General features: G+C 67.8%; 13 protein-coding genes and 1 tRNA gene. 11 read left to right on the top strand and 3 right to left on the bottom strand.

Features of this window, described 5'->3' with window-relative positions; all coding sequences use genetic code 11:
- Positions 1-34 precede the first annotated feature (34 nt).
- The gene (locus SYYSPA8_RS34095) at positions 35-970 is read left to right on the top strand and encodes a major capsid protein (protein WP_323451305.1); all 936 of its coding nucleotides are present in this window, start codon (positions 35-37) and stop codon (positions 968-970) included.
- 64 nt (positions 971-1,034) lie between these two features.
- Here SYYSPA8_RS34095 and SYYSPA8_RS34100 read toward each other — a convergent pair whose 3' ends face one another.
- Positions 1,035-2,240 (bottom strand): helix-turn-helix transcriptional regulator, encoded by a 1,206-nt coding sequence (locus SYYSPA8_RS34100; protein ID WP_323451306.1) that lies wholly within the window; start codon positions 2,238-2,240, stop codon positions 1,035-1,037.
- A gap of 484 nt (positions 2,241-2,724) precedes the next feature.
- On the opposite strand from SYYSPA8_RS34100, the gene SYYSPA8_RS34105 reads away from it, so the two are divergent.
- The 3 genes from SYYSPA8_RS34105 to SYYSPA8_RS34115 all read left to right on the top strand — a co-directional run bounded on the left by SYYSPA8_RS34105 (position 2,725) and on the right by SYYSPA8_RS34115 (position 4,249).
- Complete coding sequence (locus SYYSPA8_RS34105; protein WP_323451307.1) at positions 2,725-2,922, top strand: hypothetical protein; 198 nt, start codon at positions 2,725-2,727, stop codon at positions 2,920-2,922.
- A gap of 320 nt (positions 2,923-3,242) precedes the next feature.
- Positions 3,243-3,515, top strand: a complete 273-nt coding sequence (locus SYYSPA8_RS34110) for a hypothetical protein (RefSeq protein WP_323451308.1) — start codon at positions 3,243-3,245, stop codon at positions 3,513-3,515.
- 350 nt (positions 3,516-3,865) lie between these two features.
- The gene (locus SYYSPA8_RS34115; RefSeq protein ID WP_323451309.1) at positions 3,866-4,249 is read left to right on the top strand and encodes a hypothetical protein; all 384 of its coding nucleotides are present in this window, start codon (positions 3,866-3,868) and stop codon (positions 4,247-4,249) included.
- 117 nt (positions 4,250-4,366) lie between these two features.
- Here SYYSPA8_RS34115 and SYYSPA8_RS34120 read toward each other — a convergent pair whose 3' ends face one another.
- Positions 4,367-4,615, bottom strand: coding sequence for a winged helix-turn-helix domain-containing protein (locus SYYSPA8_RS34120; RefSeq protein WP_323451310.1), 249 nt, complete (start codon positions 4,613-4,615; stop codon positions 4,367-4,369).
- 510 nt (positions 4,616-5,125) lie between these two features.
- Between SYYSPA8_RS34120 and SYYSPA8_RS34125 the strand changes: the two genes are divergently transcribed.
- Complete coding sequence (locus SYYSPA8_RS34125) at positions 5,126-5,287, top strand: hypothetical protein (RefSeq protein WP_323451311.1); 162 nt, start codon at positions 5,126-5,128, stop codon at positions 5,285-5,287.
- A 448-nt stretch (positions 5,288-5,735) separates the two neighbouring features.
- Here SYYSPA8_RS34125 and SYYSPA8_RS34130 read toward each other — a convergent pair whose 3' ends face one another.
- Entirely contained in the window at positions 5,736-7,055 is a 1,320-nt protein-coding gene (locus tag SYYSPA8_RS34130; RefSeq protein WP_323451312.1) for a sensor histidine kinase, read from the bottom strand.
- Positions 7,056-7,325: 270 nt separating this feature from the next.
- Here SYYSPA8_RS34130 and SYYSPA8_RS34135 point away from each other — a divergent pair.
- From SYYSPA8_RS34135 to SYYSPA8_RS34160, 6 genes are all read left to right on the top strand, one after another.
- Positions 7,326-7,396 (top strand) — tRNA-Gln (locus SYYSPA8_RS34135).
- A 106-nt stretch (positions 7,397-7,502) separates the two neighbouring features.
- Positions 7,503-8,951, top strand: a complete 1,449-nt coding sequence (gene glmU, locus SYYSPA8_RS34140; protein ID WP_323451313.1) for a bifunctional UDP-N-acetylglucosamine diphosphorylase/glucosamine-1-phosphate N-acetyltransferase GlmU — start codon at positions 7,503-7,505, stop codon at positions 8,949-8,951.
- Between the two features lie 115 nt (positions 8,952-9,066).
- Positions 9,067-10,041 (top strand): ribose-phosphate diphosphokinase, encoded by a 975-nt coding sequence (locus SYYSPA8_RS34145; protein WP_323451314.1) that lies wholly within the window; start codon positions 9,067-9,069, stop codon positions 10,039-10,041.
- 249 nt (positions 10,042-10,290) lie between these two features.
- Positions 10,291-10,872 (top strand): 50S ribosomal protein L25/general stress protein Ctc, encoded by a 582-nt coding sequence (locus SYYSPA8_RS34150; protein WP_323451315.1) that lies wholly within the window; start codon positions 10,291-10,293, stop codon positions 10,870-10,872.
- Positions 10,873-10,996: 124 nt separating this feature from the next.
- Positions 10,997-11,596 carry an aminoacyl-tRNA hydrolase gene (gene pth / locus SYYSPA8_RS34155; RefSeq protein ID WP_323451316.1) on the top strand — a complete coding sequence of 200 codons (600 nt, stop codon included), beginning with the start codon at positions 10,997-10,999 and terminating at the stop codon, positions 11,594-11,596.
- A 43-nt stretch (positions 11,597-11,639) separates the two neighbouring features.
- A complete protein-coding gene (locus SYYSPA8_RS34160) occupies positions 11,640-12,092 on the top strand; it encodes a hypothetical protein (RefSeq protein WP_323451317.1) in 453 nt (150 codons plus the stop codon).
- Positions 12,093-12,339: the final 247 nt, after the last annotated feature.

A 12,339-nucleotide genomic window follows, 5' to 3' on the forward strand; every position in this document is an offset into this window, starting at 1 on the left:
TCCCCTGATCACTAAATGAAGAAGAGGAAGAATCATGGCTGTATCTCTTGCCGAGTCGGCGAAGCTCGCCACCGACCACCTCAATGCGGGGGTAATCCAGACCTTCATTGAAGAGTCTCCGATCCTCGACCGGATGCCGCTGGAGAGCTTTGAGGGAAACAAGTACACCTACACCGAAGAAGCCGAACTCCCTGGAATTTCTTTCCGCGCCGTGAATGAGGCGTACCCGGAGAGTTCGGGTGTGGTAAATGAGCTTGAAGAAGGTTTGGCTATCCTCGGAGGCGATGTCGATGTAGACCGTTACATAGTGCAGACCAGGAGTAAGCTCAATAATCAGCGCGCCATACGGACATACATGAAGGTGAAGGCGGCTTCGATCGACTTCTCCGACAACTTCTTCAATGGCGATAGGTCTGTCAACCCGAAGGGAATCGAAGGGCTTCGCAGGCGGCTTATCGGGCGTCAGGTGATCGATGCCAACAAGGTTGGCCCGACTTCGAATCAGTACGATTTCTTCGACGCGCTTGACGCGCTCGTAGCTGCCGTGCCAAAAATCGGCGGTTCAAACGGTGCGCTCTATATGAACTCCGCGCTCATCGGCAAGGTGAAGTCCGGCTACCGGCGCCTCGGTGGGGGTGAACTCCTGATGCGCGAAATCCATGGAAAAGAAGCTGTAGTGTGGAATGGCATTCCGTTGCTGGACCCGGGACAGAAGCTGAACGGAGCCGACATCCTTCCCCTGACCAAGGGAGCTGACGGTAAGGAGACCGGGGAAATCTATGCCGTACGCTTCGGCAACGAAGAGACGGACGCTGCTGTAACCGGACTGACCAACGGCGGAATTCAGGCAACCGACCTCGGCGAGGCACACGACAAGCCGGTCTACCGCACCCGCATCGAATTCTATTGCGGCATCGCCATTTTCGGCGGAAAGGGTGCCGCCCGCCTCACGAATGTACTGAACGGCTGAAGCGGCACTAAAAGACCCCGTGCCCGTCACCCACTTTGGGTTACGGGTACGGGGATTTTCATTTCTAAAAACGGTAGGGGTCATCATCTAGGGCAATCTTCAGATTCTCCAGAGCCTCACGAAGATATCCTGGAGCGGTGGACCTCTCTTCGCTTTGCCGAATTGTCTCCCTGAGAAGGTTAAGGGTTCGCGCTGAGGCGATTTCATGGACAACGGGAGTGACAAGTGCCGTCAATTCTTCCGCATCACGCCATGCACTGACCCGCATCAGGCAGTCGAGCAGGCGTGCCGCTGAAATTTTGCGATAACCCACCTTCGCCTTACTTGGATGCCACACCGCCTGTTGCAGATATGGGATCCCCTCCGCGTAAAGTCCGGCCAATTGCAGGGCATACCCGTGATGGCCATCAATCTCATTCTCAGTGACCCACCACGACCATGACGGGTCACCATCTCTTGTCCCGTCTTCAAGTGCACTGCGGGCCCGATCGAACACCTTCACGCCGTCCGATTCTCGCCCGACCCCCATAAGCCCCTTAGCTTCACGAATTCGGAAGATTGTTTCAACTCTCGGAGAGAGGCGGCTCGCTTCTATTACGGACTGGCTGATCGCCAGTTCTTCCCGGGGTCGGCCAAGCCAGCCGGCATGCATCGCCATATTCTGCATAATCAAGAGTTCAATTGAGCGATCCCCCGATAGCTTTGCCAGGACGAGCGCCTCGTGATTGAAACGTTTTGCTGCCTCATGACTCTCGGCGTCGAATAGCGCCCATCCCGCTACCTCTGCCAACTCAGCCGCAGCCGATTGGATGTCATGTTCATGCCTTGATTCGTACTCCCCGTTCCCGAGGCGCACATGTACCGATTTGAATGCCCGTGCCGCCGCGTCGGCGATTGAAATGCCGCCGAGTTCGTTATCCAGCGTGATCAGGCGCTGCGTCGACTCCCTAATTGCTTGCGCATACTCTGATCCTCTCAGCTCCGTCAGATCCGATTGGGAGGAGAATTCCTTTACGGGTTCACGGCTTCGAATTAAATCGCCAATTTCACTCTGGGCGCTATCGAGAGTGGGTGTGAGCAGATTTTCGAGTTCGCGAATTGATACGTTAAGTTTTTTCGCGATCTTCGGCCTTACCCAAGGCAAGGGCTCGACCTCCCCTTTCTCCCAGCGCTGAATCGTTGAACGATCAACGTGCAGTGCTTCCGCGAGCCCTTCTTGGGTGTAACCACATGCCTTGCGGCGCGCGGCCAATCCCTCTCGCTTCCCCATCGCGGCCCGCCCTCTCGTCCGGAAGTCGTCTGCCCTGGTCAGCGTAGCCAGTGAGGCCAACGTGCGTCACACGTGCGGCCCTTCTGCCGTGGACCGGGGTCTTTCCGTCAGGTTGCCTGTTGATCCGCACACAGATTGAGCCGAGGGGCACTAATGAGCGATAGCAGGTGGAGCGAGCAGCCAGGGTGCTCGAATGCTGTACGCATCCGGTGCCTGCAGATTGATCAGCCGTACAGGTGGGACACCCCGCCGCAGGGGTGGGCGCCGCTGAGGCCCGGGGTGCTCCACATCGCCCTCACGGGGCTGGTCTTGCTCACGGCCATGCCCCATGAAGCAGACGATTCCGCCCCGGTCCCCGGCTGCCGCATCTGCAAGGCCCACGCGATCCTGCGCGACCACTCGCGCCGGTACGGGCACGCCACCCAGGTGCGTCACTGCAACGCCGTGATCCGCCAACACCACCCCAACCATCCGGAGGTTGGCCATGCGTCAGCCACCCAGCAGGGCATCGGAGCTGAACCCGCTCGACTTCGGGCCCTGCGACTGCCCCAACCCTGACTGCGAGCTGAAGAACAAGGCACCCGCCGACCGTCCCGAGTCGCCCGCTCTCTCAGCTCTCCGCGCGGAGATCCGGGAGGACAACCGGCGCCGCCGGACGCTGGACGGCCTGTACCACCACTGAAGGAATTCGATGCGATCCCGGTTCTCCGCGCTCACCACCCTGGTGTTTCTCGTCCTGTGGGGGATATCCGTCGGCATGATCACTATGGGGATCGCGCAGGACATCAACACACTCTGCCGCCCCGTGTAGGGGTGCCACAGACCGTCCGTCGGGGAAGCGCTCTGGGCCCGGCGGACACCCCGTTCCCGGACGGACGCCAGGACGTCTCACCGCCTGGTGCATCCCGGGAACGCAGGGCCCCGGCGTGCACCCCCCGTTGCCGCCGGGGCCCGTCCACCACCACTCCCTCCCGAACACCACTCCCTCCCGAAAGGCATTCGATGACGCTTCACGCGGAAGAGGCCCCGGACGGCTCGTTCGAGCTGCGCATGGTCAAGATCTACAACTGTGTCGTCCCGACGATTCGCATCGTCGTTCCCCGCGTCGCGTTCAGCGCGTTCGTGAACGAGGTACGCGCGGGGAACCTGGATCACTTGCTTGCGTCCGACGAGGAGATGACCGCTGCGCTGGAGCTGGTGAGCTGGTGTACCTCCGACGATGCCGCCGGTCAGAACGCCTGTGACGGTCACGACGATGCCGAACCCTGCCACTGAGACATCCCGCCCTCCGGAAGCGTGTTGCCTCCCGTTCGGCACCCGCCTGACCGACCCCTGATCTCCTCCGGGCACACCCCCCACCCTGCTGCCCGGAGGCTGAGGGAGCACCCCCCACCTGCGCTCCCTGACCCCGGTCGGCCCTGTCCCTCACACCGGACGGCCGGGGTCCCCCCCACACCCTTCACGAGGAGAGAGCCATGCCCGAACTCGTCAAGCCCGGCGGCACTCCGCTGCCCGCGCCCACCGCCCGGAGGACCTGCCCCCTGCTTCCCCCCTGCGCGCGGCAGCCGTGCCCCACATGCCTGACGCCGAGGGCGACACAGAGCGCAGCCCGCTAGTCGTCTGGCATGTGCCCTACCTGCCACCGATTGCTGAGCCATCTGCTCGCCACCGCGCGGGGGGCCGACCCCACCGCAGTGGTGACCGCACGGGCTCTTTGGGATCTGCACACCGTCCGGGCGCACACAGCGGCCGTCCGTGCCCAGGCTGACACCGACTCCGGCCCGCCCCAGCGGAAGCGGCAGGGCAAGCGGGTCCGCCGGACGGACGCCGAGGTGCACGCGGCCCAAACGAGGGTGGACGCCGAGCGGGTGACCGTCATCGCGCGCTACCTCGCCGGCGAACCACTCGGCACTCTCGCCAAGACCTACGGCGTAGGCGACCGATGGTTGAAGACGACGTTCGAGTCATGGTCCGTGCCACTGCGGAGCAAGCGGAAACGGACCCCGTGACCCCGTTCGGCTGCCCCTACCTCATGGCGGGGACGGTTGCAGCCGGGCGGGTCCATGATCTTCCGCCCTCGGGGAGACCCCGCTACAGGGCTCCCAACCCGCCCCGGGCCGGTCCCGCTACGCGTCGCCCTGGCCGTCGCCCTCGGAGTACCGCACGAACGTCCCCAGGTTCGGCACGGTCGTGATCAGACCGGATTCCCGCAGCGCGCGGGTTGCCTTGCGCATCGTGTCGCGGTTCACGCCGAACTCTGCTGCCAACCGGACTTCCGAGAGCTGGAAGCGCTCCGGGTACTCCCCGCGCTCAATACGGCGGGTGATCTCTTCCGCGATCTGCTGCCACTTCGGGCGCATGGGGTCGAACTCCACACCGTGACGCTACCGAGGGGGCAACCGCGACGCACTTCCATCCCCATCCACCCATCGGGGTGGACAGGGATGTACAGGCTGTTTATCGTCGCAATGGAAAGCACCCCGAGGGACCGATTAGGCCCGGTCCGCTCGGGGCTCCGCCGATCAGCTTTAGGGAGCTGATGACATGCGCGATGCTATCGCCCGTGCCCTCGCATGGATGCTGCACTTACTCGCACCCGGCCAAGGGCAACACCGCCACCGCATGACCCCCGGACCGACTGACGCATTCGTTCCGTCCGCTGAGGCCGCCCACGTATCGCCATGGTCCCGCCCCTGGACCGGACCGACGAAAGAAGAGGCCGCCGCGATCTTCCGGCAGCAAGCCGAAACCGCACTCAGGCCCCGCGCCGTGCAGCAGCAGCGCCGCCGCGCGCTCCACTACGCGACGCGGGGAGTCGACTTCCCCTACACGTACCCGGGCGCCCCGTTCCCCGCCGACGCGTGGACATGGACGGGTGTGACCGCATGACCGCCGAGGTGTTCGTGACCGCGCTGCGCGACAACGCAGCTCCGAAGCCGTTCAGCGCCGTATGCCTGGACTGCGGACGCGTCTCCACTGGAGCGGTCCCCGTCAGCATCGTGGACCGCTCCAGCGGCCCCCCCGGTGACCCTGTACGCGTGCCCTGACTGCGTGGTCCTGTACGGCGATGGGCCCCGCCGGTACGACACGGCCCATCTGAACTTCTGGTAGCACCTGACGACAGAGAAGCCCCGTTCGGCCACGTGCCGGGCGGGGCTTTCTGCTGCGAACAGGGCCCCGACCAGGATGTGTTCGCCTAGACTGCCAATAGAGGGGACCGGCGGAGGTGAGCCCGGAGGCCCCGCCAACCCGCACCACACCCGCACGCCGGAACCACCCGCACAAACTGAGCCCGTCCGGCGATTGAGGACGGGCCCGCACCCCACCCCGGGTGCACAGACGAACAACCCGCACCGCCAGGCACAGGCAACCCGAGCAAAACCCAGCCTCGCCGGCGCTTGAGGCGCAGGGGCTCGGGGACTGGTCCCCGACAACGGACCCGCACGGTGCGGGAGAACCCGCGCACCCACCCGCCCCGCGGCAACCCGCACAAACTCACCCCGAAACCCCACACGGCAGCACCGCCGACACCCGAAACCCCCCCGCCTCCGTCGGCCCCGACACAAACACGCCCCCCAGCCCCAGCACCCTCTCCCTCATCCCGACCAGCCCGTTCCCCCCGCTCGGCAGCTCCGCGCCGACCCCGCTCCCGGCGGCGTCGGGCGCCCCGTTCTCCACCTGCATGGCGATCTCGGTGTCGCGGTGCGCGAGCCGGACCATGACCTTGGCGCCCGCGGCGTGCTTGTGGACGTTGGTCAGGGCTTCCTGGACGACGCGGAAGGCGGTCTGTTCGACCTCGGGCGGGTAGGGGCGGGCCTCGCCCTGGACGGACAGTTCGACGACCATTCCGGCCTGCCGGGACTGGCCGACGAGGTCTTCGACGTCGGCGATGCGGGGGCCGTCCTCGGCGGCTGCCGCCGCTGCCGCCGCGGCTGCCGCGCCGACCGCCGCGAGCGGTACGGGGGCGCCGGGGGGCCGGGTCTCGTCGCCGGCGCGCAGGACGCCCAGCATTTCGCGCAGTTCGGTCAGGGCCTGGCGGCCCATGTCCCCCACGAGGGCCGCGTTCCGGACGGCCTTCTGGGGGTCTTTGAGGGCGACGGCCTGGAGGGCGGCCGCGTGGACGACCATCAGGCTCACGCGGTGGGCCACGACGTCGTGCATCTCGCGGGCGATCCGGGTGCGTTCCTCCGTACGCGCCCACTCGGCCCGCTGTTCGGCCCGGTCGGCCAGCAGGGACAGTTCCTGTTCCAGGCTGTCGGCGCGTTCGCGCAGGCTCTCCATGAGCCGGCGGCGGGCGCCTATGTAGAGGCCGAGGAGGACGGGTGGGAGGGTGCTGCCGACGGCGATGAAGCCGGCCATGACCGGGACGTACCAGACTCCCGGGTCGTCCAGTCCGGTCGCGGCGACATCCTCACGTACCCGGACGAAGCTGATGATCAGGGTCGCGACAAGGGACATTCCGCTGAGGGTGGCCAGGACCCGGCGGGGCACGTCGGACGCGGCGAGCGAGTAGAGGCCGACGACGGTCAGCAGATAGCCCATCGCGGCGGGGCTGATCGCGATGGCGACCAGGACGACGAGGATCGGCCAGCGCCGCCGGAGCACCAGCAGGGAGCCGACGAGCAGCCCGAGGGCGACGCCGAGCGCCAGGGGGATCCCGGCCCGTGCGGCGAAGTCCACTCCCTGGGTCGCGCACTCCGCGGCGGAGATCAGGCCGAGGCCGATGTCCAGTAGTGCGGTACGCCGCCTGCCCCACCACAGCCAGGTGCGGGGCGGCGTGCCCGTGGCGTCCTGGTGTGCCCCCGTTGTGGTCATGTCTCCCAGACTACGGGCGCGGTCGGGGGGATCCCGTAGTGGTTATCGGACGGCGGGCGGTCGCGGCGGGCCGGGGAAATCCGGGGAGGCGCAGCTCACACCGGTCCGGGGAAGGTTTCGGCCCAAGCCGATCTGGCCGGGATCCTCCGCGGGTTCCCGGGGGGTCCGAATGCCGGAATCGGACCGTCGCGTCGAGGGGGCCGGGTACGGCATAGTAGGGGCTGCCGTCCGGCGGCCGGATCACGGAATCCGGGCAGGACGGGCGATCTATCCCAGGTCGTCTAATGGCAGGACAAATGGTTTTGGTCCATTGAATGAGGGTTCGATTCCTTCCCTGGGAGCTGGATGGGTGGGGCCCGGCCTGGTGCCGGGCCCCACCCATATTTCGCTGGTGAAACCCCCCGGTATCCTTCGGATGTCCACCCCCTGAAGCCGAAGGGCATTCCCGTGAGCGCCAACCGCCCGGCCGCCGTCGTCGTCCTCGCAGCGGGTGAAGGCACCCGCATGAAGTCGAAGACTCCCAAGGTCCTGCACGAGGTCTGCGGGCGGTCGCTCGTCGGACATGTCGTGAGCGCGGCCCGGGAGCTGGACCCCCGGCAGCTGGTCGTGGTCGTCGGCCACGCCGGCGAGCGGGTCACGGCACATCTGACGGAACGCTTCCCCGGCACCCGTACCGCCTTCCAGGCGGAGCAGAACGGCACCGGGCACGCGGTCCGGGTCGGCCTGGAGGAGCTGGGCGAGAAGGCCGACGGCACGGTCGTCGTGGTCTGCGGCGACACCCCGCTGCTCACCGGCCGCACGCTCGCCGCGCTGGCGGGGACCCACGCGGCCGACGGCAACGCGGTCACCGTGCTGACCGCTGAGGTCCCCGACGCGACGGGGTACGGGCGGATCGTGCGCGACGCCGCGACCGGCGCGGTCACGGAGATCGTGGAGCACAAGGACGCCACCGCCGCCCAGCGCGGGATCCGGGAGATCAACTCCGGTGTCTTCGCGTTCGACGGGGCGCTGCTCACCGAGGCGCTGGGCAAGGTGCGCACCGACAACAGCCAGGGTGAGGAGTATCTGACCGACGTCCTCGGCATCCTGCGCACGGCCGGCCACCGGGTCGGCGCCTGCGTCACCCCGGATCACCGCGAGATCCTGGGGATCAACAACCGGGTGCAGCTCGCCGAGGCCCGCCGGTTGCTCAACACGCGGCTGCTGGAGCAGGCCATGCTCGCCGGGGCGACCGTCATCGACCCGGCGTCGGTCCAGGTCGACGTCACCGTCACTTTTGAGCCGGACGCCGTCGTCCACCCCGGGACCCAGCTGCTGGGCGCCACCCACCTCGCCGAAGGCGCCGAGGTCGGCCCGAACACCCGCTTGACGGACACCACCGTGGGCAACGGCGCCCGGGTGATCAACTCCGTCGCCGACTCCGCCGAGATCGGCCCGGGTGCCTCCGTGGGCCCGTACGCCTATCTCCGCCCCGGTACCCGGCTCGGCACGAAGGCCAAGGCGGGCACGTACGTGGAGATGAAGAACGCCACGATCGGCGAGGGCACCAAGGTCCCTCATCTGTCGTACGTCGGTGACGCGACCATCGGCGAGTACACGAACATCGGCGCTGCCAGCGTGTTCGTGAACTACGACGGCCAGGCCAAGCACCACACCACCATCGGCTCGCACTGCCGCACCGGCTCCGACAACATGTTTGTGGCGCCTGTCACGGTCGGGGACGGCGCCTACACCGCCGCCGGGTCGGTGATCACGAAGGACGTGCCCGCCGGCTCGCTCGCCGTCGCCCGTGGCCAGCAGCGGAATATCGAGGGCTGGGTGGCCCGCAAGCGCCCCGGCAGCGCGGCGGCCCAGGCCGCGACGGCTGCCACGGATCGAGTCATCGGCGACAACTGACCGGAAACAGCTGCGCCGAACTCGGCGTACCGTGATACGTGCACACAAATTCGGCTGGCTCGCGCCCCCCAACTTCCGCGGCCAGAGAACACCCCCCGTCTGAGGAGACAGTGCTGTGACCGGGATCAAGACGACCGGCGAGAAGAAGCTGATGCTCTTCTCCGGCCGCGCCCACCCCGAGCTGGCCGAGGAAGTCGCCCATCAACTGGGTGTCACCCTGGTGCCGACCAAGGCTTTCGACTTCGCGAACGGCGAGATCTACGTCCGTTTCCAGGAGTCCGCCCGCGGAGCCGACTGCTTCCTGATGCAGAGCCACACGGCTCCCATCAATAAGTGGATCATGGAACAGCTGATCATGATCGACGCTCTGAAGCGGGCCTCCGCCCGGAGCATCACCGTGATCGTCCCGTTCTACGGCTACGCCCGACAGGACAAGAAGCACCGCGGCCGGGAGCCGATCTCCGCGCGTCTGGTCGCCGACCTGATGAAGACGGCCGGCGCGGACCGGATCCTGACCGTGGATCTGCACACCGACCAGATCCAGGGCTTCTTCGACGGCCCGGTGGACCACCTGTTCGCCCTGCCGATCCTCGCCGACTACGTCGCCGCGAAGGTCGACCCGGCCAAGCTCACGGTCGTCTCCCCGGACGCCGGCCGCGTGCGCGTCGCCGACCGCTGGTGCGACCGCCTGGGCGCCCCGCTGGCCATCGTCCACAAGCGCCGGGACAAGGACGTCGCCAACCAGGTGACCGTCCACGAGGTCGTCGGCAATGTCGAGGGCCGTGTCTGTGTGCTGGTCGACGACATGATCGACACCGGTGGCACCATCTGCGCCGCCGCCGACGCCCTCTTCGCCAATGGCGCCGAGGACGTCATCGTGACCGCGACCCACGGTGTGCTCTCCGGCCCCGCCGCGGACCGGCTGAAGAACTCCAAGGTCAGCGAGTTCGTCTTCACCAACACGCTGCCCGACCCGAGCGACCTGGAGCTGGACAAGATCACGGTGCTGTCGATGGCGCCGACGATCGCCCGCGCCGTGCGCGAGGTCTTCCAGGACGGCTCGGTCACGAGCCTCTTCGAAGAGCAGTAGAAGAACAGCAGGACGCAGCCGACGGGGCCGCGCCGCCCGGGGAGACCCGGCGGCGCGGCCCCGTCCGCATGTCCGGACGTGATCGATTGGAGGCCGGGCGGCGGCTTGCGTAGACTGTCGAAGTTGCTCGGCGAGGGAGGCCGCACCACGGTGCGGCGGTCCGTTATCGACGCGCGCTCTTCGTAGCAGGCGTAGCAGGCCGTTCATGGCCGGGTGACCATTCGATCCGTCTGTTGCACGAGGAGTGACATGTCCGAGGTGAAGCTCGCCACCGAGACCCGTACCGAGTTCGGCAAGGGTGCCGCCCGCCGCACCCGTCGCGCCGGCCTGGTTCCGGTCGTTCTCTACGGTCACGGCACCGACCCGGTCCACCTGAGCCTGCCGGGCCACGACCTCCAGCTCGCCCTGCGTACCCCGAACGTCCTGCTCTCCCTGGACATCGAGGGCCGCACCGAGCTGGCCATCCCCAAGAGCGTCCAGCGCGACCCGCTGAAGGGCTTCCTGGACCACGTCGACCTGCTGCTGGTCAAGCGCGGCGAGACCGTGACCGTCGAGATCTCCGTCCAGACCGAGGGCGACCTGGCCCCGGGCGGCAACATGATGGAGCACGTCCTCGTCACCCTGCCGGTCGAGGCCGAGGCCACCCACATCCCCGAGGCGCTCACCGTCTCCGTCGCCGGCCTGACCGCCGGTGACGCGATCCACGCCAAGGACGTCACCCTCCCCAAGGGTGTCAAGCTGGCCGGCGACCCCGACGCCATCGTCATCCAGGTCCTGGCCGCCCAGGCCGAGGAGCCGGCCGCCGAGGGCGACGCGTCCGCCGAGGGCTGATCCCCACCGACGCGCGAGCGCCCCGCACGGGGCCGTCCCCGCAGGGGGAACCACGTCCCAGCCGCCGTCCGCACCCCCGTGGTGCGGGCGGCGGCCTGGTGTCCGAACGAGGGAGACGACAGCGATGACCACGCCCGACCCGAACGCCCCCTGGCTGATCGTGGGCCTCGGCAACCCCGGCCCCGGCTACGCGGGCAACCGGCACAACGTCGGCTTCATGGTCGCCGACCTCCTCGCCGGACGCGTCGGCGGCACCTTCAAGCGCGCTCCCAAGGCCCAGGCCCAGGTCCTCGAAGGCCGCATCGGCCCGCCCGGACCCGCCTCCCGCCGGATCGTCCTGGTCAAGCCCCTCTCGTACATGAACCTCTCCGGCGGCCCCGTCACCGCCCTTCGCGACTTCTACAAGATCCCCACCGAGCGGATCGCCGCCATCCACGACGAGCTGGACATCGACTACGGCACCCTCCGCCTCAAGCTCGGCGGCGGCGACAACGGCCACAACGGGCTCAAGTCCATGACCAAGGCCATGGGCCCCGAATACCACCGGGTCCGCTTCGGCATCGGCCGCCCGCCCGGGCGGATGCAGGTCGCCGACTTTGTCCTCAAGGACTTCTCCGGCACCGAGCGCAAGGAACTGGACTACTTCGTGGACCGCGCCGCCGACGCCGTCGAGGCCCTCGTCACCGACGGCCTCGAACGGGCCCAGGGCGCCTACAACTCCTGACCGGGTTGACCGGGCGCGGGCGGATGGCGAAGGATCGCGGCCCATGAGTGGGATGCTCCTCTACCTCCGCCTCACGGTGATGGGCCTCGTCGCACTGCTGCTCCTGGCGGCGGGCGGCTGGTCGTCCTGGGACACCGCGCGGCACATCATGTTCACCGACACCCCCGAACGCGGCACGATCACCGTCGCCGGCTGCGGCGAGACCACCTGCACCGGCCGCTACGACCCCGAGGGCCCGGCCGCCCCCCGGTCCGACTTGAAGATCGACGAGTCCGTCACCGTGAACAAGGGCGACCGCATCGACGTCGTCGTCAAACCGGACACCGACGAGGTCGTGCGCCGGGGCACGGGCGGCGTCTTCTACGCGTGGCTGCCGCTGGGCGGGGCGCTGGTGCTGGCGGCGTTCCTGATCGGGGGGATGGGGCTGACGAAGGTGGCGGTGGGCTCGGCGCTGGCCGGCGCGGTGGTGATAGCCGGTACCTTCTTCACCGTCTGACCGGCTTCACGGGCCGGGCGCCCATGCCCCGCGCTGCCCGTCCCGCGTCGGTACGGGGGCCCGCACCCTTCTTTCCCCCGGCGGGGGTACCGGCCACCTGCGCTGGCTGTGTGGGTGGGGGTGCAGGGTCGCCCCCGCAGGGGATCGGCGGACCTACAAAAATCAGCCTCGCCGGCGATTGAGGCGCAGGGGTTCGGGGACTGGTACCCGACGATGGCCCGCACACTGCGGGTGCTCGCCTGTGCGG

This window comes from Streptomyces yaizuensis (assembly GCF_034961445.1).
In the GTDB taxonomy this organism is placed as follows: Bacteria; Actinomycetota; Actinomycetes; order Streptomycetales; family Streptomycetaceae; genus Streptomyces; species Streptomyces yaizuensis.